The 23978-nt window shown below is 71.9% G+C and carries 15 protein-coding genes; 3 read left to right on the forward strand and 12 right to left on the reverse strand.

Annotation, left to right across the window (positions count from 1 at the left end; genetic code table 11):
* Positions 1-2 precede the first annotated feature (2 nt).
* Positions 3-1688, reverse strand: a complete 1686-nt coding sequence (locus IPH07_17700) for a GIY-YIG nuclease family protein (GenBank protein MBK6919234.1) — start codon at positions 1686-1688, stop codon at positions 3-5.
* 93 nt (positions 1689-1781) lie between these two features.
* Positions 1782-2918, reverse strand: a complete 1137-nt coding sequence (locus IPH07_17705) for a hypothetical protein (protein ID MBK6919235.1) — start codon at positions 2916-2918, stop codon at positions 1782-1784.
* Between the two features lie 213 nt (positions 2919-3131).
* Here IPH07_17705 and IPH07_17710 point away from each other — a divergent pair, with 213 nt between their 5' ends.
* The gene (locus IPH07_17710; protein MBK6919236.1) at positions 3132-3752 is read left to right on the forward strand and encodes a sigma-70 family RNA polymerase sigma factor; all 621 of its coding nucleotides are present in this window, start codon (positions 3132-3134) and stop codon (positions 3750-3752) included.
* 30 nt (positions 3753-3782) lie between these two features.
* On the opposite strand, the gene IPH07_17715 is transcribed toward IPH07_17710, so the two are convergent.
* The 4 genes from IPH07_17715 to IPH07_17730 all read right to left on the reverse strand — a co-directional run bounded on the left by IPH07_17715 (position 3783) and on the right by IPH07_17730 (position 8788).
* Positions 3783-6584, reverse strand: a complete 2802-nt coding sequence (locus tag IPH07_17715) for a serine/threonine protein kinase (GenBank protein MBK6919237.1) — start codon at positions 6582-6584, stop codon at positions 3783-3785.
* Between the two features lie 192 nt (positions 6585-6776).
* A complete protein-coding gene (locus tag IPH07_17720; GenBank protein MBK6919238.1) occupies positions 6777-7163 on the reverse strand; it encodes a hypothetical protein in 387 nt (128 codons plus the stop codon).
* A gap of 183 nt (positions 7164-7346) precedes the next feature.
* Entirely contained in the window at positions 7347-8171 is an 825-nt protein-coding gene (locus IPH07_17725) for an SDR family NAD(P)-dependent oxidoreductase (protein MBK6919239.1), read from the reverse strand.
* Between the two features lie 107 nt (positions 8172-8278).
* Positions 8279-8788, reverse strand: coding sequence for a hypothetical protein (locus IPH07_17730; GenBank protein ID MBK6919240.1), 510 nt, complete (start codon positions 8786-8788; stop codon positions 8279-8281).
* 154 nt (positions 8789-8942) lie between these two features.
* Here IPH07_17730 and IPH07_17735 point away from each other — a divergent pair, with 154 nt between their 5' ends.
* Positions 8943-12977, forward strand: a complete 4035-nt coding sequence (locus tag IPH07_17735; protein MBK6919241.1) for a thrombospondin type 3 repeat-containing protein — start codon at positions 8943-8945, stop codon at positions 12975-12977.
* 310 nt (positions 12978-13287) lie between these two features.
* Positions 13288-17304: a thrombospondin type 3 repeat-containing protein gene (locus IPH07_17740; protein MBK6919242.1), complete on the forward strand. Its 4017-nt coding sequence runs from the start codon at positions 13288-13290 to the stop codon at positions 17302-17304.
* Positions 17305-17430: 126 nt separating this feature from the next.
* Here IPH07_17740 and IPH07_17745 read toward each other — a convergent pair whose 3' ends face one another.
* The 6 genes from IPH07_17745 to IPH07_17770 all read right to left on the reverse strand — a co-directional run bounded on the left by IPH07_17745 (position 17431) and on the right by IPH07_17770 (position 23887).
* Entirely contained in the window at positions 17431-18594 is a 1164-nt protein-coding gene (locus IPH07_17745; protein ID MBK6919243.1) for an FHA domain-containing protein, read from the reverse strand.
* A gap of 86 nt (positions 18595-18680) precedes the next feature.
* Positions 18681-19622: an FHA domain-containing protein gene (locus IPH07_17750; protein MBK6919244.1), complete on the reverse strand. Its 942-nt coding sequence runs from the start codon at positions 19620-19622 to the stop codon at positions 18681-18683.
* 67 nt (positions 19623-19689) lie between these two features.
* Positions 19690-21426 carry a bifunctional isocitrate dehydrogenase kinase/phosphatase gene (gene aceK, locus IPH07_17755; GenBank protein ID MBK6919245.1) on the reverse strand — a complete coding sequence of 579 codons (1737 nt, stop codon included), beginning with the start codon at positions 21424-21426 and terminating at the stop codon, positions 19690-19692.
* A complete protein-coding gene (locus IPH07_17760) occupies positions 21420-22484 on the reverse strand; it encodes a class I SAM-dependent methyltransferase (GenBank protein ID MBK6919246.1) in 1065 nt (354 codons plus the stop codon). Before IPH07_17760 ends, aceK begins: the two co-directional genes overlap by 7 nt.
* Positions 22485-22517: 33 nt before the next feature.
* Positions 22518-23306 carry a tetratricopeptide repeat protein gene (locus tag IPH07_17765; GenBank protein ID MBK6919247.1) on the reverse strand — a complete coding sequence of 263 codons (789 nt, stop codon included), beginning with the start codon at positions 23304-23306 and terminating at the stop codon, positions 22518-22520.
* On the reverse strand, positions 23303-23887 hold the full coding sequence (locus tag IPH07_17770) for an RNA polymerase sigma factor (protein ID MBK6919248.1): 585 nt from the start codon (positions 23885-23887) through the stop codon (positions 23303-23305). Before IPH07_17770 ends, IPH07_17765 begins: the two co-directional genes overlap by 4 nt.
* Positions 23888-23978 lie beyond the last annotated feature (91 nt).

The raw sequence follows: 23978 nt of genomic DNA on the forward strand, positions 1-23978 counted from the left end.
CGTCAGCCCCACACCAGCGCGCGACGTAGCCGCTCGCCGGCGAGCGCACGCGTCGGCGACAGCACCACGCGGGCCTCGCCGCCCTCGTCGAGCACGCGCCGCAGCTCGGCGCTCAAGACCCGCAGGCGATCGAAGCTCGCGAGATCGAAGCTGCGTGCACGCGCCCGCCGACTGCGTCGCCAGCCCGGCGGCGACGCCTGCGGCGGCGCGTCGCGAGCGTCGAAGCGCGCGACCACGCAGGCACGCTCGAGCACCAACACCCGCGCGACACCGTGGTCGACGAACTCGACCAGCGACTCCGACAGCGCCGAGAGCCACGCGGCACGGCGCAGCTCGTGGGCCAGCGCGAGCACGTGCCCGTGCAGGTGCTCGGTGATGCGCTCCGGGGTCCACTCGAACTCGGGCTCGGGCTCGGGCTCCCCGTCCCCGTCCGGGTCGACCTCGTCGTCGACGCGTGTGCGCGCAGCGGCGGCCTCGCGCGCCGCCAGCCGACCCTCGCGCGCCACCGCCCGTCGATCGAGTCGCACGCCGAGGCGCTCGCGCAGGCGGTCCCGCGCGGCAAGCAGTGCCGCGGCCTCGGGCCCCGGCAGGTGGTGATCGTGCCATCCCCCCAGCGCGCGACGCAGGGCCGCGACCGCGTCCTCGTCGTCGTCGCTCGCGAGGCCCTCGGCGAGTGCGACCACGCGGCGCGCAGCCCACGGTGAGCCCAACGGACCGATCGGCCGCATGCGCGTGACCGCGGGCGACTGCCGCGACAGCCCGCGACAAGCGAACCACACCGCACGATCACCGGCCTTGAGCGCGACGTTGAACGGCGGATCACAGCGCTTGATCTCGTCGGCCTCGAGCAGCGCAGCCTCGAGCGTCGACGCGACCGCGGTGACCTCGAGATCGCGGGCCTGACTCAGCAGCTCCAGTGTGCGACCGGCGGCGTGCTGCTGCTTCTGGAAGTAGGTGTTGACGCGGCGCCGCAACGATCGCGCCTTGCCGACGTAGAGCACCGCACCACCGGCCCGCAGCATGCGATAGACGCCGGGGCCGTCGGGCAGTCCCAGGCGGCGCTCGCGGGGCATCGGGTAGCTGCGCTTGGCTGCCCGCGGCGCCGGCTGCTGCAGCCACGCTCGCAGCTGCGCGAGGGTCAGCACGCCGACCGCCGCGAGCGCGTCGACGAGGTCGCGCCACACCAGCACCGTCGCGGCCACGTGCGCACCGGCGCGACGGGGCTCGTCGGTGTCGTGGCCGAAGTAACCCGCGAGTGCACGCAGGCCCACGCGCGGCAGCCCCGGCAGCAGCCGCCGCGCGATCTCCTTGGTGCACAGCAGCTCGAAAGGGAACGGCCGTCCGGGCGCCACGCGCTCGTGCAGCGGCACCAGGAACGACCGCTCGAAGCGGGCGAAGTGGGCCACTGCCGGCAACACCGCGTCGTCGGCCGCGTCGACGTGCGTCTGCGCCAGCAGGCGCTGCCACAGCGACGCATCCGAGGGCGCACCCGCCAGGTCCGCGGCCGCAATGCCCGTGAGGCCGACGATGACTGCCGGGATGCTCGCGCCCTCGGGCAGTGCGACCACGCTGGCGCTCGTGCACGACGGCGGCGCGAGCTCGGCGGCGCTCGTGATCGTCCACGCCAGCTCGAGCAGGTGACCGTGGGCCGGTGACGCGCCGGTGCTCTGCGCGTCGAGCACGACCACGCGTTGATCTCGCAGCGACGTCGACACTCGAAAGGGGCCGTCGACGGTGGTTGTACCACCGTCCGCGTCACCGGCTCGCCCTCGGCGCTTGGCTCACGGCACGACGCAGTAGCTGGGGTAGTAGCTGGGCAAGCCGTTGTCGAGCGGCGAGTCACCGTCGAGCCAGAAAGGATGGTTGCGGACGAAGTGGATCGCGGTCTTCAGCGGATCGCCATCGCCCGCCGGCGGCACGCCGTGGCCGCCGGTGTGCTCGCAGCGCAGGATGAAGTGTCCGCTGCCGGTGTAGTCGGCCAGGAGGTTGAGCGAGGCGGCGTTGAAGTCGATGCCGAGCATGTCGCTCGGGCCCCCCCACATCACCAGCGTCGCGAACGGGCGCGGCGAGTTCCACGGCCACCACGGCCCGACGATCTCCGAGGGGTGACCGCCCGAGATCGTCAGGTCGCTGGCGAGGTACTGCCCGCGCACGGTGCCGAGGTACGAGGTCCACAGGCCGCCCGCGGAGACGCCGAGCGACGACACGCACTGCTGGTTGATCGCGTACTGCTGCGAGATGCAGGCGTAGAGGTCGTCGAACATCGCGAGGTCGACCCCCGACTGCCCGATGTCGAGGGGCGTGTCCGGCCACTTGGCCTGGAACATCCCCGAGTCCTGCGGGATCACGATGATCGCCCGTGACTCGTCGGCAAGTGCCTGGGCGTCGACCTCGTTCACGAAGTCCATCGCGTTGCCGCTGATGTGATACCAGGCGAACAGCAGCGGATACGTGCCGGTGTCGTCGACCGCGCTCGGCACGATGAGTGCGAACTCGCGGCTCAACCCGCCGGCCATGAAGCCGGTGTTGTAGCCGGGCTGCAGCATCGGACACGCGCCGCCGGAGTAGGCAGGTGGTGCCGGCGGCACCGGTGCGCCGCCGGGAACCGGCTCGCCGCACAGCCCCGCGTCGAACGGCACCTCGCCGCCGCTGGTGCCGTCGTCGCTGCCCCCGTCGCTGCTGCCGTCGTCGGCGGTGGTGGTGGTACTCGAGGGCATCGTCGTGGGACCGTCGCCGCCGCTGCCGTCGCTGCCGTCGGCGTCGCCCAGCGTCCCTTCGCCGACGGTGCCCGACGGCGAGCTCGCGCTCGCGCCGGTGAACGAGCCCCCCTCGGCGCCCTCGTCGTCGTCGCCGGCGCAGGCCGACGAGAGCGAGACGACCGCGAGGGCGACGACGAGGCTGGAGGCGCGCGTGGACATTGCCCCATGGGTGAGCAGGTCCCGTGCCGAGAGGTTCCCGCGTGCGCGCGGGCGCTGCGGCGCCGCGCCGGTGCGATGCGACCGTGCAAGTTGCCCAACCGGCCCGCGAACTGCCCCCCGCGTTCGAGGCGTGCCGTCGCCGTTGCCGTGATCACCTCTTCGCGCGCACGATCGCGCGCGCCTGCGGTATCGTGGCCCCGGCTGGAATCCACGGTGGCCGACGACGACGCAACCCTGCTCGAGGCCTGGCGCGGCGGCGATGCGTCGGCTGGCAGCGCGTTGTTCGAGCGACACTTCGTGTCGGTGTTCCGCTTCTTCGCGGCCAAGCTCGGCGACGTCGCGGCGCAGGACCTCAGCCAGCGCACCTTCGTGGCGGTGATCCAGAGCCGCGACAGCCTTCGCGAGGGCTCCAAGTTCCGCGCATACCTGCTCGCGGTCGCGCGCAACCAGCTGCTCATGCACCTGCGCACCCGTGGCCGTCGGGGGGTCGACGCGGCGCTCGAAGAGAGCTGCATCGACGAGCTGCTGCCCTCGCCCGACTCCGCGCTCGCCGGTAGCGAGCAGGAGCGACTCATCGTTCGGGGGCTGCGACGCATGCCGCTCGACCAGCAGATCCTGCTCGAGCTCCACTACTGGGAGGAGCTCTCGACCGAGGAGCTCGGCGAGATCCTCGGTGTGCCGCGGGGCACCGTGAAGAGCCGGCTGTTCCGCGCGCGCGACGAGCTGCGCTCGCAGCTCGCGTCGTTGGTGCGCGATCCGGAGCTGCGCGAGAGCAGCATCCGCGACCTCGAGCAGTGGGTCGCCCGCATCCGTGCCGCGCGTCCGGCCGGCTGACCGCCGCAGCCGTCGTTTCGGCGGCGGTGTTCAGCCCGCGGACGGCACCCGCATGTAGACGTCTTCGCCGGCGATGAGCAGGCGCAGGACCTCGATCTCCTGCGGGATGGTGGCGGGCCCGCCGTGGGCGGCGAAGGCCTGCTCGCCGCGATCGACCCACCGCGTCGCCGCCGCGAGGTCGCCGAGGGTGCCGTTGATCGAGGCCGCCGTGAGACACCAGCGCGCAATCGAGTCGAGCCTACGGCCGCGACGCTGCGCCTCGTCGATGACGTGGGTGAGCCGGACGAGCGAGGCCGCGTGGCGGCCGTTGAGGCCGTCGATGCGGGCGAGCAGCTCCTCGAGCAACAACGCGGCGTCGCCCTCGTCGCCGAGCAGCGCGCTGATCTCGTCGCGGCTGCGCTGCACCACCGCGTCGGCCTCGGCGAAGCGGTCGGCCTGGATCAGCACCTCGAGCTGCATCATCACGGCCGCGGTCCGATCGCGATGGTCGGGCGGCAGGATGCGACTGCGGATCTCACCGGCGCGGGCGATCGATCGCAGCGCGTCGTCGTAGCGGCCGCGGGCGAGCGCCAGCTCGGCGCGGGCACTCTCGATGTTGGCAATCTCGCGCTCTTGGGGGCGCTCGAGCGCGGTCTGGATGGTCAGCGCACGCGTCAGCAGGGCCTCGGCGTCGTCGTGGCGGCCGCGCGTGCGCGCGATGAAGGCGAGGTTCAACAGCGTCCGCGCGACCTCGGGATGATCGGGCCCCAGGGTGTTCTCGCGCCACGCGAGCACGTGGCTCAGCCGCGGCTCGGCGCCGTCGACATCACCCTGGACCATCTGCAGCAGCGCCGCGTTCTCCGTCATCGCGATGACCGCGGCCTCGTCGTCGCCCACGCGCTCGAGCTCGACGATGGCGCGCTCGAGCTCGGCGAGCCCGCCGGCGGGGTCGCCCGCGGTGCCACGAATGGCGCCCGCGACGGCATCGATCTCGGCGGCGAACGCCGGCAGCTCGCCGACGCGATCGAGCTGGGCCCGCGCGTGACGCACCCACCCGAGGCCAGCCTCGGCGCGCAGCGACACGACCCCTTCGAGGTGGGCCAGCGCGCTGGCGGCCCGCATGGCGTCGAACGGCACGTCGTCGCGCACCGCCTCGTCCCACACCACGCGCTCGACCGCGAGCGCCTCCTCGTAGCGCTCGAGCTCGATGAGCTGCTGGCCGCGCCAGATGCCGACCTCGCCGCGGTACGGTCGCCCCGCGGTCGACGAGAGATCGATGCGCGCGAGCGCCCCGAGGGCGGCCTCGGCCTCGCCGCGAGCGGCCGCATCGACGGCCTCGCGCAGCGCAGCGTCGGCGGCCGCGATCTCGGCCTCCAGCTCCGCGGGACCCTGCGCGGTCGCTCCGACGATCGAGGCTGGATCCGTGCGGCACCCCTGCGGATCGGGCAGCTGCGCCAGCATCGAGATCAACCGCACCAGCGCCTCGCGCCCGCGCGCGTCGCCCGGCGCGGTGGTGGCCGCCGTCAGCTGCGTCAACGTCTCGATGCACGCCAGCGCCTCGGGATCGACCGGGTCGGCGTGACAGACCTGTTGACGCGCCTCGTGCTGCGCGCGATGGACCCGGTTCCAGGCATCGACCGCGTTGCGCTCGAGGTGCCGCGCGAAGTGGCTGCTGTCACCGGTCTCGATCCCGACCATGCGCAGCGTGCCCTCGTCGCCGCGCAGGCGTTCGGGCTCGCAGCCCGGCAGCACGCGCGGCCGGGCCAGCACCGCGCCGCCGATGGCGACCACGCCGGCCGCCGCGACCATGGCCCACGCTGGCACGCGACGCCTGGTGGTCATCGCGCGCAGCAGCTCGCCGACGCTGGCGTGACGGCGAGACGGCGAGGGCTCGAGCGCGCGGGCGAGCGCACGGTACTGGGTCGTGCCCAGCGCGGCGCTGCCGAGCCCGCTGCGGGGGCGCGCGGGCGGCCCCTCGAGCTTCGCGAGCAGCAGCGCATCGGCGTCGCGGCCCCGATGTGGCGGACGCCGCACGAGCGCCTCGAACCACGTCGCCGCGAGCGCGTACTGATCGGCGCGCGCGTCGACGTGGGCGCCGTCGAACTGCTCCGGTGGCATGTACAGCGGCGTGCCACCGAACGGCCCCGCCGCGGTCGAGCCGGGCTCGGTCTGCTCGGGGTCCTCGACGAACTCGACGCTGGCACTGCGCGCGCGCAGTCGCAGGGCGTGCTGTGCATGGGCGAGGCCGAAGTCACCGAGCTTGGCCACGCCACCCTCGGTGACGAGGATGTTGCCGGGCTTGACGTCGCAGTGCACGAGCCCGGCGTCGTGCACGGCCTGCAGCCCCGAAGCGACCGCGGCGAACACCGCGGTGATCTCCGCGGGCGTGCGCCAGCGATGGCCGAGCCACTGCGACAAGGTCTGCCCGTCGACGAACTCGAGCACCACGAAGAGCACCGGACCATCGTCGTCGATGCCGAACGCCGACGCGGCGTGCAGTCCCACGTCGAACACCGCGACCACGCCGGGATGCGAGATGCGTCCCAGCATCTTCGCCTCGCGCTTGAGCCAGGCCTCGGCCTGCTCGATGTCCCCGGCGTGCTCGACGTGATGGATCTTGATCGCGACGTCGCGACCCAGTCGTTCGTCGTGCGCGCGCCACACCGCACCCTGGGCACCGGCCCCGACCCGCTCGCCGAGGCGATAGCGACCCGCGAGCAAGGGCGTGGCGCCGACGCCGAAGAGCGCCTGCGCGACGGCGCGCTGGGCCAGCTTGGCGGCGGCGCTGAAGCCCGCAGCGGCCCGTCCGACCTGCTGGCCGACGCTGACCTGCGTGGGAATGTCGTCGTTCATGGCGGAGCCCCCGCGGCCGGGCGACGAGGCGGCGGTCGACACCAAGGTGCCACCGCGCGGCGGCGGTTCGCCCGGCGCGCGCCGGGCCTGTGCGAGCGCGGTGGGGCGCTCTCGCCCGATGCCGTGGGCGAGCGGCGAGGTCGACGGCGGGCGGGCGGGCGCAACATGGTCGTGGCGGGCTCCGGCGCGTCTTCAGGGCAGTGCGACCAGCAGCTCCAGCAGGTCGGCCGCGGCCGCGCCGTCGACGATCACGTCGCAGCTCACGGGGCCGACCGCCGCGATCGCGACCGTGCCCTTGCGCCGCTCGGCGATCTGCACCGATGCGTCCGCGCACAGCGTCGCGACCGCGCGCCACAGCGGCTCGATGCGATCGTCGGCGATGGTGCCCTGCCGCGGCGGGCCGCCGTCGTAGTGTCCGCTCGAGCTGGTCTCGGCGGTCACGGGGACGTAGGCGTACTGCGCCGCCGCGCCGACCTCGTGACCACAGCGGTGGAGGTTGCCGTTGCCGTCGGCCACGTCCAGCTGCCACGGCGGCGCGATCGGTGCGTGGGCGGGCGGAGCGTCGGAGGTGGGCGACATCGGCGGTTCGGGGGCGGGCGCGGCGGGTGGCCGACAGGCGAACAGCAGCAGTCCGATCGCCGTCGAGCAGCCGCGCCGCAACATCGCCCGACATGATGCCGTGGCGACGCGCGCGGCACCAGGCCCCACCCGCGTCGAACCCACACGCGCCAGCACTTGCGCCGCTGCCCGGCGCCTCGGGCTTCAACGCGGTGGCGTGAAGGTCGGCGTCGCGCGCCGCGGCGGGCCCATCGAGAACGCCTGCTCGGCGATCTCCATGTCGGGTGCCGCGTAGTAGTCGACCACCATCTGCCGCGCGCCCGGGCGGGTGTAGACGTCGGCCTGGGGTCGCTCGAGCGCGTCCGCGATGACCCCGGCGACCTCGTCGACGCTCTGCGCGTTGGGCAGGTGGCGCGAGTCGGGCCCGCCGTGCAGCGCGTTGTTGCCGAACTCGGTCGCGACCACGCCCGGGTGCACGCACGTGACGTGGAGGGTGGGATCGCTGGTCGCCAGCTCCATGCGCAGGTTCGCCATCAGGGCGTTCAGCGCGTGCTTGGCCGCCGAGTAGGCCGAGCGCACCACCGCGAACGGTACGCGGCCGAGCATCGACGACACCGCGACGAGGTGGCCGGCGCCCCGGCTGCGGAAGTGGGGCAGGATCGCTTGTGCGCCGTAGAGCGCCGACTTGACGTTGACGAGCATCATCTCGTCGAAGTCCTCGTCGGTCAGCGAGGAGACCGGGCGAGTGATGCCGCGGCCAGCGTTGTTGACCCACGCATCGATGTGGCCGAAGCGCGCGATCGCAGCGTCGCGTACCCGCTCGTGATCGACGCGGCGCGTGACGTCGCCGACCACCGCCAGGGCCTGGTCGCCACAGCGCGCACAGGCCTTGGCCAGCGCGTCCTCCCGGCGTGCGACCAGCACCGGCCGTCCGCCGCGGGCGGCGACCTCCGCCGCCAGCGCTGCTCCGATGCCCGCACTCGCACCCGTGATGACGACGACCCGGTCTCGCACGTTTCGATCCAGCATACGGCAGCCGTGCGGGGCGAGGGGGCTTCGCTGCCGGGATCGCCGTTCCCAGCGGGTGCCCATGCGCGGCGCCCCCGTCGGGCCGCGGCCGGCGACGGAAACCGGCGTCAGTGCTCGGCGAGCGCGGCGGCGCCGGGCACCCAACCGCCGTCGCCACGGGTGCAGGCCACCGTGCCGCGCACACCCTCCTCGTCGATCGCGAGTGCGACCGTGGCCTCGTCGCCCGCCAGCCGCAGCGACGCGATGTCGACCAGCGACGCCGCCGGCGTGCTCCACTCGACCGCGTGACCATAGGCCGTCGGCGGCACCCCGACGGCGATGCTCCGATCGACGTGGACCGTCACCGGCACGCGACCCGGATGCTCGGGGTGGACATACGCGCGCACGTCGGGGTGCGTGAGCACGCAGCCGAGGATCTCGCCGTGCAGCGCGGTGGCCGAGGCGTCGCGCATCGAACCATCCACGGCGGCCGATGGCGACGGATCGCCCGGTGTCGGCGCGGTCGTGCCGTGGGTGTCGCCGGCCACGGAGGTGGTGGCGGCCGGTCGCGCGCAGCCCACGAGCAGCACGAGCACGGCCACGCCGCGGCGATGGAAACGGATCGACGTCGGGTGCATCGCGACCAATGGGGCGCGCCAAGGGTGCCAGATTCCCGTCCAGGGCGCCGGCGAAGGGACCGATCACGGTAGGCCCGGCCGTAAGCTGCGGGCCTGCCCGCCGTTGCCCGCGAGGCGCGCAGATGCCCGTGGCTGCGCCGGGGTGGAGCTACAGATGCCCGATCGCGATCGCACCGTCATCCGTCCCTGCGTCCCCGCGCTGATGGCCCTCACCGCCGCGATGGCCGGCCCGGCGACCGGCTGCATCCACGACAGCGACTGCGGCATCTGCGATCCCGAGCACCTCTTCCTCGAGTCGATCTCCGGCACCAACTACACCTACGACAAGATCCACCTGCTCTCGCCCGAGTGCCACGGCGACGCGTGCCCGGCGAGCCGCGATCACGGCCACTACTTCGTGACCGAGATCGAGCGATGCGAGCGCTCGGAGGCGGCACTGGCCTCGCCGCGCGGACCGCAGGAGTACTGCAAGCTGTCGCCACTGGTCACGCAGTTCGGACTCGAGTTCGTGTTCAACAACCTGCTCGACCCCACCGCCATCGAGCTCGTGCGCAAGCGACCCGATCAACCAAAGCTCTTCGAGGTCTACGACTGGAAGACCCAGATCGTCGCGATCGAAGGCCCGACCACCCGCTACAACGGCGACGTGGTCGGCGGCCAGGGCGATGCGCCCGACGTGGTCTCGCGGGCGGTCAACCTCGCTTGCATCGACAACCTGCGCGACGAGGGCCGTCCCTACGATCACGTCGTGGCGGCGGATCCGACGCGCGACCCCTGCAACCAGACCCGCGTGATCGAGCAGGACGGCGAGTCGCACGTGGTGCCGATGAAGATGCGCGTCGGCACGCCCGACGCGGCGATCCGCTCGTACCGCGGCATCACCACCCACGGCAGCGCGGGCGCGTTCGACTGCGTGACGCCCCAGGGCGAGGGCGTCGCCGACACCTGCTGCAGCGAGTGTGACTGGCTGCTGTCGACCAAGGTCGCGAAGTACGGCGTCGACGACAGCGGCCGCCGACGCACGCCCAACTACGAGCCCGGTGCGGCCGCGGCCGACGGCGCCATCGAGTGCGATCCGACCGGCAACGCCTATGCCGACTGCGCCGCGTTCGTGCCCGCGGTCGACCGCGGCACCGAGGGGGGCACGTACGCCTATCACTGGTCGTGCGACCCCGCGGCGGACCCGGACTGCGCACGCGAGGACTTCGCGCTGCCGCGCTACGACAAGCTGCGCGAGACCCATCCCGACCAGCGCCCCGCGTTCCTCGAGAACTTCACCGCCGCGTGCACGGCCGACGACGACTGCACCCGCATCCACGCCCTGCCCGGCACCGAGTGCATCGGCGTCGGCACCGACGGGTCCGCCTGCGATCCCGACGCCGACCCCAGCTGCGCCGGCGGCCACTGCCGTGCGGCGTGGTTCGTCGGCTGCGAGGCCGACGCGCGCACCACCGGCTCGGAGCGCGGGCTGTGCGTCGATCGCCGCTTCTCCGACGAGGGTGCGGGCGCCTGCTTCACCGCCGCGCAGGCCTTCGAGGGCGGCTGCGATCCCGACGGCGGCGGCTGCTCGCAGCAACGTGCCGGCTCGCGGCTGGCCGAGTGTGGCGATCGCGGTGGCGTCGGCGAGCTGTCGGCCGAGGACTGCTGTCAGGACAGCCTCGGCGCCGAGATCGACGCCTGCGATCCGCTCTTCCAGCCCGAGCTGACCGCGCGCCCCATCTACGATCGCAGCGAGCACCTCCCCCGCGAGACCCGCTCATGCCTGTGCGAGGACGACCCCGAGCCGCACTGCACGGAGCTGGTCGCGGCGCTGTGCACCGACGACGGGGGTCGGATCCGCGACGAGCGACGCGGCCAGTACGCGGTCGCGTTCGTCGACCGCGCCGGCGGCGTGGTCTACGACCCGGCGATCAAAGGTTTCGAGTGGCGGCCTGCCGACGTCGGCAACGTCCCGCGCGCGCGCGTCGAAGCCTGCGCGGAGACCCGCGGCCTGCTGCCCGAGCGCAACCGCCACGACGGCTGGCGCGCCAACGACGGCAAGTTCATCGAGAGCTTCGAGGACTTCGATCGCGCGATGTGCTCGGGCTCGCACTACACCGTGGTGTTCGCCACCGCCGGCGAGCACGTCGTCGACAAGGTCGGCAACGATCTGAGCGGGCGCGAGACCTACGGCTTCGACACCGCCGCGTTCCACGTCGTGCCGGGCAGCGGCTTCCCGGCCGATTCGCTGCGCATCGGCGCGTGCGACGGCTTCGCGCTGCGCTTCTCCAACCGCTACGACCTCAGCCCGGTGAACCTGCGCAAGCTCGCGATCTACGAGCTCGCCGCCGACGACACGGACCACGGCGAGCCGATCGCGCGCGACGGCTGCGGTGTCGTGCCGGTCGCCGGCGGCAGCGCGTGTTACGACGACCCGGCCGCGCTCGAGCAAGATCCCTGCGGCGCACCGTGCCTGACGGTCGACATCCGCAATCAGGCCGCCGGTGAGCTCGAGGTCGCCATCGACACCACCCGCTTCGACGCCACCTTGCTGCCACGGCACCGCTACCGCCTGGCGGCGCCGGGCCTGACCGACATCGCGCAGATGGCCGACCCGGCCGCCTACGCCGCGGCCTTCTGGGATGCCTGCGGCATGCCGCTCGTCACCGGCACCGCGCAGACCCGCGACGACTGGTACGACTTCACGATCGACCAGCCCAAGTGCAAGGAGGATCCCGATCACGACGAGATCCCCACCAGCTGCGACAACGCGGACGCGGTGCCCAACTCCGATCAGCACGATGCCGACGGCGACGGCCTCGGCGACGTGATCGATCTGTGTCCGCTGGTCGACGCCGGCGGCAACCAGGGCGACTCCGACAGCGACGGCATCGGCAACGATTGCGACGTGTGCCGCCGCCCCACCGACCAGTACAACCGCGACACGGGCGGCATCGACTACCGACTGCTCGTGGACAACAACCCCAGCCAGCGCGACAGCGACGGCGACGGCATCGGCGACGCCTGCGACAACTGCGTGAGCGTGGCCAACTGCGAGTCGTACGACCGCGACTCGCCGTGGCACCCGGGCCTGCCGATCGCGTTCGGCGACGCCTCCCGCTGCCAGGTCGACGCCGACGGCGATCACATCGGCAACGCCTGCGAGGGGCTGCTCTCGGACGGCGCGGCCGGGCCGGTCGGGTTCGGCGACGACGACGACCTCGATCAGGACGGCCTCGGCAACGCGGTCGACAAGTGCCCGCGCATCCCGGTCGAGCACCAGCCGTGCACCACCGACCTCGACTGCCCCGAGGCCGCGACCTGCGAGCCCTGTCCGGCGACCGGCGCATGCGAAGGCATGGGCACCTGCAACCACGCCGACTCCGAGCGCGATGCCGACGGCGAGATCGTGGGCGACGGCGTCGGCGACATCTGCGACACCTGCCCCGCCGACGACAACCCGCTGCAGCACTACGACGAGGGCGCCGCCGAGGACGACGACGGCGATCACGACTTCATCGGGGCCGCCTGCGAGACCAACGCCGACTGCGCCGGCGTCGGTGGCACCGCGCCACGCCCGTTCGACTTCTACGAGATCTCGGTGCAGGGCCACTGCTGCACCGTGCTGCTCGAGGTCGACGGCGACGGCAACCTCGTGGTGCGCGCGAGCGGCGACCTCCTGATGGACCCCGGGGTCCGCGACGAGTTCGGCATGAAGCTGCGCGAGCCGGTGCCCGTGCGCCTGGACTGCGACGAGCCGCCCGACCTCGATCCCCTGCTGCAGACCTGCCGACGCCTGCCGGACGCGCTCGCCGCCATGCCGGGGGTCTTGCTGCCGCCGTTCGGCTGCGACGAGGCGCTCGCCGGCATGCGGCCGCAGGACAACCCGCGGCTGGTGTTCGAGGAGGGCGACGACATCGCCGCGTACTGGTCGCACGTGTGCACGCTGCCCGTGCTCGACCAGGACTTCGACGGCTACGGCGATCGCTGCGACCTCTGCCCGTTCGACTTCGATCCCGAGAACGCCACCTACTCCGACGCCAACGGCCGGCTGTGGCCCAAGGCCGGCGCGGTGTGCAACGGCGGCTACGGGCTCGACCTGCGCTGCGAGGTGGACGGCACCGACACCGAGGGCGTGCCCGCCACCGACGGCAGCGGCGACGGCGGCAGCAGCAGCAGCAGCGGCACCGGGGCGCAGGACGGTGGCTGATCCCGCGCCGACCCACCACCCCCGACGAACGCGCGGCGATTGCAATCCTCCCGTGCAGGGGATCGCGCACCGGGGGATGTGCGCTCGCCAACGTGCGAGCGGCCGAGGGCCTCGCGCGCCACGCCCGGGCCCCGGTCAATCGGTCCCTCGGGCCTTGGCCCGCGCCGGATTGTCGGGTTACCTCGGGCGAGTTCCTGGCGTAGTCTCACCGCCGATTCCACCGGTCCCCCCGAACGATGGGGGGCCAAGGCCCTGACCCCGAGCCCGCGCGAGGGCGACCAGGGTGCGATCAAGACGGACGAAGTCTTCCATGATCATTTCGAAGTCGACGACCACTGCGACCCTCACGAACCACGCGCGACGTGGACTCGTGGCGCTCGCGAGCCTGGGTGCCATCGCACTCGCAGACACGGCGTGCATCCGCGACACCGACTGCGGCATCTGCGATCCCGACAAGCTGATCCTCGAGAGCATCTCGGGGGTCAACTACGCCTCGAAGAAGATCCACGTGCTCGGGCCCACCTGCACCGGTGATCGCTGCCCGGGCACGGTCAACAGCGGCTCGTACTTCGTCGAGGACATCGGACCGTGCGAGGAGAGCGACGAGGCCAAGGCCTCGCCCCGCGGCGCCGAGGAGTACTGCCGCATCTCGCCGCTGGTGGTGGCGTTCGGCATCGAGTTCGTCTTCAACACCCTGCTCGAGCCGACCTCGGTCGAGCTGGTGCGCAAGCGCCCCGACCAGCCCAAGCTGTTCGAGGTCTACGACTGGAAGACCGACATCCTCGACATCGTCGGCCCCACGACCCGCTACAACGGCGACTTCAACAAGGGCACCGGCGACGCGCCCGACGTCGTGTCGCGCCTGGTCAACCTCGCGTGCGTCGACAACCTCGCCGACGCCGGCGTGCCGTTCGACCACACCAGCTACGAGAACCCCGCGACCAACCCGTGCAACACCACGCGCGAGGTCGACGGCGAGCTGTTGCCGATGAAGATGCGCGTCGGCACCGACGACGCGAAGCTGGTGTCGTTCCGCGGCCTGTGGACGGCCGGGAGCAACAGCTGCGACACGCCGCAGGAGGGCTTCGACAGCTGCTGCAGCGAGTGCGACTACCTGCTCAGCGTGCGGGTCAACAAGTACGGCCTCGACGCCAGCGGTGCCCCGCGCACGCCACAGGGTGACAACCCGGGCGGTGCGGGCAACGGCGCGATCACCTGCGACGCGACCGCCGGCGACCCGCTCATCGAGTGCAAGAACTTCGTCGTCGACGTGGACCGTCAGGACGAGGACTTCAGCTACACCTACTACTGGTCGTGCGAGCCGGGCACGCCGGGCTGCAAGGCCGAGACCTTCCAGGTGCCGTGGAGCGACAAGGTCCGCGAGACCCACCCGGATCAGCGTCCCGCCCACCTCGAGAACCTCACCTCGAAGTGCAACACCTCGCAGGAGTGCCGCGACGTCCACGGCCTCGACGGCACGGTGTGCATGGGCTCGCTGCCCAGCGGCGACAGCTGCGTGGTCGGCATCGACCCCGAGTGCACCGAAGGGGCCTGCCGCGCGCAGTGGTTCGTCACCTGCGCGGCCAACCCGGACACCACGGGCGGCGACACCGGCTACTGCATCGACCGGCGCTTCTCGGACGCGGGTGCGGGCGCGTGCTTCTTCACCAACTCCTCGTTCCAGGGCCAGTGCAACGAAGAAGGCGAGAACTGCGACGACTTCAAGAACACGCTGCTGGGCGCCTGTAACAGCGAGACCAACGACACGGTGCTGACCGCGTCGGAGTGCTGCCAGGACTCGCTCGGCGGCGACGTCGACGAGGCCGTCGCAGGCGTGCAGTGCGACCCGTTCTACCAGGCCAACGTCAAGCCCATCCCGCTGTACGGACGCAGCGACAAGCTGCCGGAGAACACCCGCAACTGCATCTGCGAGGACAACCCGGACGACGTGTGCAAGGCGGTGGTCGACGCGGCGTGCCGCGATGACGCCGGCAAGATCCGCCCCGAGCGCGAGGGCGAGTACGCGGTGATGTTCGTCGAGCGTCGCGGTGGTGTGGTCTACGACCCGGCCATCAAGGGCGTCGAGTACCGCCCCGCCGACCTCGGCGGCATCCCCCGCGCCGACATCGAGTCGTGCGCCGAGGGCCGCGGCATCATCGGCAAGCGCAACCGTCACGAGGGCTGGCGCGAGAACGACGCCTTCCTCGGCGAGTCCTTCGAGGACTTCGACCGCGCGATGTGCTCGGGCTCCGAGTACACCGTGACCTTCGCGACCCCGGGCGAGGGCGAGTACATCAAGGACAAGGTCGGCAACACCCTCGAGGGCAAGAACGAGTACGCGTTCCGCACCTCGGAGTTCCACGTGGTGCCGGACAGCGGCTTCCCCACCGACAACCTCCGCATCGGTGCGTGCGACTCGTTCGGCCTGCGCTTCTCGAACAAGTACGACATGAGCCCGGAGAACCTGCGGAAGATCCAGATCGTCCGCGTCGATCCAGGCGACCCGATGGACAAGACCGACGACGTCATCATCGGCGCGCCGGGCTGCGACGACGTCAACATCCCGGTCGCGGGCGGATCCAACTGCGTCTCCACCAGCGACGAGCGCGACGGCGACGGCGACGGCGAGCCCGACCCGTGCAGCCCGCCGTGCCTGACCGTCAACGTCGCCGACCAGGCGACCGGCGGCCTCGCCGTCGGCATCGACCCGGCCGAGTTCGGCCCGGTGCTCGACGTCGACTCGACCTACCGCGTGCTGGTGCCGGGTCTCGGCAAGCGCGACGACATGGCCGACGGCGGCGCCTACCAGGCCTCCTTCTGGGACGCGTGCGGCATGCCCCTCGTGCTGGGCGGGGCCAGCGAGCCCGACTTCCTGTACCAGTTCAAGATCGACGTCCCGAAGTGCAAAGAGGACCGCGACCAGGACACGGTGCAGCTGTCGTGTGACAACGCGCCCGACTACTTCAACCCCAACCAGGAAGACCTCGACGGCGACGGCATCGGCGACGTCGTCGACCTGTGCCCGACCGTCCCCGGCCCCGCCGCCAACTCGGCGGACTCCGACAAGGACGGCGTCGGCAACGAGTGCGACTCGTGCCGCCGCACGCTCAACCAGTACAACAACGCCGACGGCGTCTCGATCGACGCCGAGCTGCTGGTCCGCAACGTCCCGCTACAGGCGGATACCGACGAGGACGGCATCGGCGACGTCTGCGACAACTGCGTGCTGCTCGCGAACTGCGAGGACTACGGCCTCAGTGCGTTCGGCGCGACCGTCGACAATCCGTACCAGGTCGGCGAGCCGATCCTGTACGACGACGCCAACAAGTGCCAGCGCGACGACGACAAGAACCAAGTCGGCGACGCCTGCGACGGCATGATGCTCGTCGACACCGCGGCCGGCCCGGTCGGCCTCGGCGGCCAGGACGACTTCGACCAGGACGGCCTGATCAACATGATCGACGCCTGCCCGCGTCAGCCGGTCGACCGCATCGAGTGCGCCACCAACGATGAGTGCGGCGAGGGCCGCATCTGCGAGACCGCCTCCGGCGTCTGCAACCACCTCGACTCCGACGGCGACTCGGTCGGTGACGTCTGCGACACCTGTCCGTTCTCGGCCAACGGCGAGCAGATCACCGACGGCGGCATGCAGGAGGACGACAAGGACGGCGACTTCGTCGGCAAGATCTGCGAGACCAACTCCGACTGCGCGATCCGCCAGGACGCGCGGCCGTTCTCGTTCTTCGAGGTGCAGGCCAACGGCAACTGCTGCACCGTGCAGCTGATCGCCGACGAGATGACCGGCGACCTGCTCAACGCCCAGACCGGCCTCGCGCTCGAGGATCCGGATGGTCTGCCGGTCCGCGTCGACTGCGTGGAGCCCGAGGACCCGACCCTGCGAACCTGCCGCAAGCTGCCCTCGGCGGTGGCGGAGATGCCGGGCGTGCTCACGCCGCCGCCGGGCTGCGAGGCCGCGCTCGCCGATGCGGGTGTCACCGCCATCGACAACCCACGCCTCAACGTGGACGACGCCGGCTCGATCGACGCGCTGTGGAACAACATCTGTTTCCTGCCCCAGTTCGATCAGGACTACGACGGCTACGGCGACCCGTGCGACCTGTGCCCGTTCGACTTCGACCCGGAGAACAGCGTGTACATCGACGCCAACGGTCGCGTCTGGCCGACCAACGGCAAGTACTGCTTCGGCGACTACAGCATCGAGAACAAGTGCGCGGCCGAGGACACCGACGGCTCGTCGGGTAGCTCGGGCGGCAGCGGCAGCGGTAGCGGCAGCGGCTCGGGCGGCGACGGCGGCTCGAGCGGCTGACGTACGCCCCACGGACGAGGGCGCCTCTCGGGCGCCACGCGAGGCCGCGTCGGACACCACGACGCGGCCTCTCGCGTTTTCGGCCAGCAGGGTGCGGAAGCGCGAAGCGCTCTTCCGGACGCTCTGCTAGACGCCGGCGTCGGCACGCACGAGCGCGACGCCGTCGAGCCCGCTCGCGACGCTGCCCGAGAACACCACGCCGACCCGCTGATCCTCGGGCAACGACCACACCACGCGGGCGCGAAACACCACCACCGGGTGCTCGTCCGTGGTCTCGAGATCGACGATGAGCCAGCAGCTCTCGACCAGGGTCAGCGCATCCACGGCGCGCACCTGGGCCCCGCCGGCGCTGATGTCCTCGAGGGCGACCGCGGCGGTCGAGACGCGACGGCCGTCGAAGCGGGCGATCCACGCCGGCACCGCGCAGCCGAAGCGACGGTAGCGACGCAGGCCGCCGCCCTCCTCCGACGGCGTCGCGCCCAGCTGGAGCTGCCCCTCGAGCTCATCGAGGCGCGCGAGCTCGACGTGGTCGAGCAACTCACCGCGCAGCTGCTGCAGACGCAGCCAGCGATAGTCGTAGACCGACCGCACCAGCGACATCGCCTCGTTGCGCAGGTCGCCGCCGTCGAAGCCACCGCGCGGCGCCGAGATGCCGCCGCTGGGCACCGGCCGCGGACGCGGCACCGCTCGCGTCGGCACGGGCCGCGCCGGCAGCGGAGCATCGGCCGCGAGATCGAGCGAGCCACGCGGCGCGCGTGGCATCACCGCGGCGGGCATGCGGGGGGCCACCGGCACCACGATCTGGGCGGTGTCGTCGCGCAGCACCGCCGCGATGCGCCCGTCCCCCGTCGCGCGCTGGGCCACCTGCGGCTCCGGCTCCGGCAGCGGCGTGGGCACGCCCGCGCCCTCGACCGGGTGTTGCCCGGGCTCGAAGCGGTGGGTCTGCCGCAGCACCTCCATGCCACGCTTGGGCGGCGGCTTGCGCTCGGCCACGGGCGCGTGGACCTCCTCGTAGCGCAGCCGAAAGCGGGCGATCGCGATCTCGTCACCCGGCCGCAGCTCGCGACGTTCGATGCGCACGCCGTCGACGAAGGTCCCCGTCATGCTCGAGAGGTCGATGAGCATCACGCGACCTTCGGCGTCGAGCTCGACCTTTGCGTGTCGACGCGAGACCTCGGGATCGGCGAGCTGCAGATCCGTGTCGGAGGCCCGCCCGATGGTCACCCGCCGCTCGATCACCACCGTGGTGTCGTGCGGCAAGCCCGCCATCGCTCGGAGCACGCGTCGCATCGCTGACGGCGGAATCTAGCAGACCCGCCCCCGCCCGCCGTCGACGTCGTGATGGCGCCCGCCACGGCGCGGGCGCAGGCGCCGGGTCACGGCCCGCGCCACTGATCCCACTCGGGCGCCCCCGCGAACAGAAGCCCCAGGCGGTCGTCCTGGATCGACACCACGCGCGCCGTCAGCACGATGGTCCGCGGGCGCGTGCCGACCACGAGGTCGACCACCAGCCACGCCAGCTGCCCGACCTCGAGCGGCGCGCCCGGAACCGTGACCTGGGCCCCGCCGGCGCCGAGATCGGCGACCGTCACCCGCAGCGTGCGATCGCCGAAGTGCTCGCCGTAGCGCAGCCGCGCCGGGAACCCGCAGCGGAAGCGGCAGAAGCGGCGCTGTGCCGCCGCCGGCTCGGGATCGTCGGAGGGCTGGTGCAGTGCGCCCTGCAGGGCACCGAAGCGCCGCACCTCCTCGTCGGCGAGCGTTTCCCCTCGCAGCGACCGCAGCCGCAACGCGCGGTACTCGAGGATGTCGCCGAGGATGTCGCCGCTGTAGCTGCTGCCGTCGCGGTGGCAGGCGATCACGCGATGGCGCTCCGCGCCGGGCTCGGCCACCGCCGCGCGACCGCTCGCGGCGCGCTCTCGAGGCGCCGGCAGGTCCAGCTGCCAGTGATCGACGGTGCGGCGGTGCGTCTCGGCGCTGTTCACCTTCACGGCGAACACGGCCGAGGTCTCGGCCTCGAGCTCGTCCTCGTCGACCTCCTCGTAGACGAAGCGCGCCCGCATGATGCGGATCTCGTCGCCCGGCGTGAGCCGGTGCCGGACGATGCGACGCTCACCGACGAAGGTGCCGTTGTTGCTCGCGAGGTCCATCAGCACCGGATTGCCGGCGCCGTCCTCGACCACCTGGGCGTGCTGACGCGAGATGCCGTCGTGCAGGATCTGGATGTCCGAGTCGCTCGCACGACCGATGCGGGTGCGTCCGCGGACGACGAAGACAGCACCCGAGAGTGCGCCTTCCGTGGCTCGTAGCTGTCGACGCATGTCCTTGCTTCACCGTCGATTGTACCAATCCAGCGACGCGGGGTTCGCGTGCTCGCACCCGCGAAGCTCACGTCGCGGGCGCGACGGGCTGCAGCGCGGGGAAGCGCGGTAGGTACGGTAGCCCCAGATGCACGGCGCCGGCGGCCACCTCGGCTTGCTTCTCGCGCCAGAACTCGGGTGTGAGGAGGTCGGCGTGGTGGGCCAGGAACGCCGCGCGCAGTCGCGGCTCCCGCGGCACGATGAACGGCGCCCACTCGGCGGGGAACACATCGGCGTCAGCGACCGCATAAAATGGCTGATCCGAGAATTCCTCTTCGATCGTGCAGGACTCTGGAATGTGCCGGAAGTTGCACACCAGCAGCGGGCAGATTTCGTCGTAGTCGTACAGCACCAAGCGGCCGTGGGCGGTCACACCGAAGTTCTTCCACAACAGATCACCGGCAAAGATGTTGTGCCCGGCCAGCTCCTTGATCGCGAATCCATAGTCGATCATCGCCGCCTCGGCCTGCTCGATCGTGGTCTGCTCGAGGTAGAGATTGAATGGTGTCATCTTTTCTTCGATGTACAGGTGAGAGACCACCACCTGATCGCCTTCCACCCGCACCGAGTTCCCCGCCCGCGCCTGCAGCTCGGCGAGGCACTCGGGCTCGAAGCGGCGGAGCTCGAACGCCAGGTGCTCGAACTCCTGGGTGTCCGCCAGGCGGCCGACGCGGCGCCCGCGGAACACGTCACGATAGCTGCGCAGGATGCCCTCGCGCGTCGCGCTGGGCTTCTCGAAGCGGTCCCGGATGAGCTTGAAGACGTTGCGATACGACCGCAGCGTGAACACCGTCATGACCAGACCGGGGATGCCCGGTGCCATCACGAAGCGATCGGTGCTGTGGCGCAGGTGCGCCATCAGCTCGCGGTGGATGAGGCTCTTGCCGTGCCGGTGGTGCGCGATTGCGATGTAGCGCTCCGACTCCGTCAGCTGCGGCATCAGCGTGCCCAGGAACTCGACCACGTCGGCCGGCTTGCTGACGTCCACGAAGAAATACGCGCGGGTGCTGCTGAAGACCTGCAGCATGGCTTCCACGGTGAACAGGGCACCGTCGACCACCGTGCCGCTCTGGGTCGGCTGCACCGGCACCAACAATGGCCGTGGCCCCTCGGCGCCGTGGATCCGCGCGACCACGTAGCCCTCGCGCGCGCGGAAGAACAGCGTCTCCAACACGTCGATGCGTCGGACCTCGGGCGCGAGGCCCTGCGTGGCGCAGTGCTCGAGGTGCCGCGCCTGCAGCCACGCGGCGTCCCGCTGCGGGTCCTGCCACGCCAACGCCGGCCGCACCTGCTGCATCACCGAAGCGAAGGCGCTGGCGCTGTCGTGCTCGACGACGCGCCGGATCTGCCCGGGCGCTGGCGCGAGGTCGGCGGTGTCGAGCTCGTGGTCGAGGAACTCGACCTGCGCATTCACACCGCGGGTGCGGAAGATCTTGCGGGTGATGGCGTTGAAGAAGGTCTTGGCGACCTCGCGGTCGATGCGCCCGTGCACCAACGCGACGTAGGCGCGATGGGCTTCGTGCCACACCCCGATGTGCTCGGGGAACGCCCGCGTGATGGGCCGCAGCCTCGTCAGCGTGCGCACGACGTACGACTGGTACAGGTCGATGCGCGCGTGATGGAGGTCGTCGACGCGGCTCCACTCGCGGGCATCGAACCACCGACGCGCCTCGCGGGTGATGCGATGGAACTCGCCGTAGAAGGTGTCGAAGCCCTCGTGGACGATGTCCGCGATCGCGAGCGCGGCCTCGGCTGTGGTCAGCATCCGGGGGTCGCGGCGGTCATCGGCCGCGCCGTCACGAGCTTCGCCAGGTAGATGGGATCGACCGCCTCGACCTCGAAGCCGGCGCCGCTCAGCCCCTCCCGCAGGTCATCGCGGAGGTACTCCGGGTAGAACGGCTCGTGCATCTCGCGGCTGAAGCGGTCGACGAAGTAGGCGATCTCCTGGCTATCGACGTGCTGCACCGAATCGATCACCAAGAAGCGTCCATGGGGCCGCAGCACCCGACGCGCCTCGGCCCACACGGTGCGCCGTGCGGCACGCGGCAACTCGTGGAAGAGGAACACACTCACGACCGCGTCGACGCTGGCGTCGGGCAGCGGGATGCGCTCGCCGCTGGCCTCGATGGTCGCGAGCCCGTCGACCTGCTCGCGGGCGACGTCGAGGTAGAAGCGACTGAGATCGAGCCCCACGAGGTCGGCCTGGGGCATCGCGCGCCGAATCTGCGCCAGCGTGCGGCCGGTGCCGCAGCCGACGTCGAGCACCCGCAGCGGTCGCCCGAGCTGCGCCGCCAGGGAATGCAGCGGCACCAGGCACTGCCGCCGCATGACGTCGGCGGTGCCGCCGAAGAGGAACTCCACGCTGACGTCGTAGAGCTCCGCCGAGCGTCGGCTCAGGTAGCCGTCGGTCTGCCAGTGGAACGTGCGTCGGTAGTACGGCGGGTAGTCGCGCAGCTCGAGCCCGGCGGGCAGCTCGCGCCAGCCGTCGCGTTGCTTGCGGTCGACCATCGCCGGGACGTCGCGCACGAGCCCCGGCAGCGCTCGCGCGTAGCGCTGCCACGGCAGCCCGAACAGCAGCGCGCGGGGATACACGCCTGCCTGCACGTTCGCGAGGTCGCGGCGCAGCAACGCGTCGTAGCGCTCCCGCAGCGCGGTGAACTCGGCGCGGGAGAGGTCTTCGCGCTCGTGCAGCAACACACGCCGCGCGGTTCGCTGCGTGAGCCCGCACAGCTGCACGAGCAGGCGCTGTTGCGCGCGGTAGGCCAGCGAGGAGCCGCGACGGAGCCCGTCGTGCACGAGAGAGGCGAGAGGGAGCGACGCCACGACGTCGCGAAGTCTAGCAGGACGGCCGTGCTGTCAACGACGCGGGCGCAGGCCGCGGCACTCGGGGCCGTCGCCGAGGGCTGCGAGCGCGCGCTCGACGTCGGCGCGCGTGGAGTCGCCCGGCCAACGCGCGATGAACTGGCGGTAGGCACAGCGCGCTTCGTCGTCGCGCTTGCCCTCGCGCAGCAATCGACCGAGGTCGAGCAGGGCCGTGCGCGCCGCGGCGTGGGTCGGGTAGCGACGCACGAGCTGGGTGAGCAGCTCGATCGCGTCGCGACGGCGGTGCTCGATCATCGCGACCTCGGCCTGACGCGACAGCTCGCTCGCGCTCGCCGGCGCCGCGACAGTGCGCTCGTCCGGGGGCTCGGCGAGCGCCTCGGGCGTCCCCGCATCCGGAGCCGTCGCGTCGCCCGAGGGCGTCGGTGCGGGCGCAGCCGCGGTCGACACCGCGCCGTCGCTGGTGGCATCGCGCGTGCGGCCGCGGGCGTCGCCGCGCCCGCCGTGCTCGCGCACCGCTGCATCGCGCTCGCGCTCCGGCTGCGCGACGACGTTCGCCGCGGCATCCGGGGTGGCGTCGGCGTCGAGTTCGAGCCGACGGCGCTCGAGGCCGAACCACAACGCCGCGATGCCGGCCGCGAGCGCGACCGCGGTGAGCACGACGTTGCGGTTGCGGATGCTCCGCCGCCGTCGCACCGCCGCGGCCAGCCCTGCGGCATCGAGGGTCGAGGGCGGGACTCGCTGCGCACGGGCCAGCTCGACCATCCGCGCGAGCGCGGGTGACTGCACGAACGCGTCGTCCATGGCGTTGTCTCGCTCGCTCATGGCTCGCGCTCTCCATCGCGGGCGAACGGCGCCGGCAGCCCCAGCGCCTCACACAGCAGGGTCTCCGCGCGCCGCGTCCGGTACGAGACCGTCGACACCGGCACGCCCAGCACCGCGGCGGCGTCGGCCAGACTCAGGTGTTCGACCGCGCGCGCGGTGAAAGCCTCGCGCAGCTTGTCGGGCAGCCCACCGAGCGCGGCGTAGAAGCGCCGCAGGTGTTCGTCGCTCTCGAGCCCTTCCTCGGGGGTCGGCGGCGGCTCTCGCTCGACCACCGTCGCGGCGTGCTCGCGCGCGGCACGTCGACGGCGAGCGTCCCACCAGTTGCGTACCTTGTTGGTCGCGATGGTGTACAGCCAGGTGTCGAGCTGCGCATCGCTGCGAAAGCTCCCCAGGGCGGTGAACGCCGAGATGAAGACCTCCTGCACCAAGTCGTCGACGCAGGTCGCGTCGCCGGTCATGCGCAGGATCTGGCGAGCCACCCGGCCGCGGTGCTGCTCGAAGATCTCCGCCTGCGCAGCCGCGTCCCCCCGCTGCGCGGCGGCGATGACGAGGTCCGCGGGTAGCTGGTGCGTGCGCCCCACCGCGATGAGCATGGTAGCCGACAAGGGAGACTCGAAGCGGTTGGACCGCACGGCGGGCCGCAGATCCAACTCGCGGCGAGCGAACCCGACA

The sequence above is a fragment of the Deltaproteobacteria bacterium genome (assembly GCA_016709225.1).
GTDB lineage: Bacteria > Myxococcota_A > Polyangia > Nannocystales > Nannocystaceae > Xiheibacterium > Xiheibacterium phototrophicum.

Bases quoted from the DNA above. Each gene is read 5' to 3' on its own strand.
- IPH07_17720 (MBK6919238.1), bottom strand. From the start codon at position 7,163: ATGTCGCCCACCTCCGACGCTCCGCCCGCCCACGCACCGATCGCGCCG.
- IPH07_17735 (MBK6919241.1), top strand. From the start codon at position 8,943: ATGCCCGATCGCGATCGCACCGTCATCCGTCCCTGCGTCCCCGCGCTG.
- IPH07_17725 (MBK6919239.1), bottom strand. From the start codon at position 8,171: ATGCTGGATCGAAACGTGCGAGACCGGGTCGTCGTCATCACGGGTGCG.
- IPH07_17705 (MBK6919235.1), bottom strand. From the start codon at position 2,918: ATGTCCACGCGCGCCTCCAGCCTCGTCGTCGCCCTCGCGGTCGTCTCG.
- aceK (MBK6919245.1), bottom strand. From the start codon at position 21,426: ATGCTGACCACAGCCGAGGCCGCGCTCGCGATCGCGGACATCGTCCAC.
- IPH07_17765 (MBK6919247.1), bottom strand. From the start codon at position 23,306: ATGAGCGAGCGAGACAACGCCATGGACGACGCGTTCGTGCAGTCACCC.
- IPH07_17730 (MBK6919240.1), bottom strand. From the start codon at position 8,788: ATGCACCCGACGTCGATCCGTTTCCATCGCCGCGGCGTGGCCGTGCTC.
- IPH07_17740 (MBK6919242.1), top strand. From the start codon at position 13,288: ATGATCATTTCGAAGTCGACGACCACTGCGACCCTCACGAACCACGCG.
- IPH07_17745 (MBK6919243.1), bottom strand. From the start codon at position 18,594: ATGCGACGCGTGCTCCGAGCGATGGCGGGCTTGCCGCACGACACCACG.
- IPH07_17715 (MBK6919237.1), bottom strand. From the start codon at position 6,584: ATGAACGACGACATTCCCACGCAGGTCAGCGTCGGCCAGCAGGTCGGA.
- IPH07_17750 (MBK6919244.1), bottom strand. From the start codon at position 19,622: ATGCGTCGACAGCTACGAGCCACGGAAGGCGCACTCTCGGGTGCTGTC.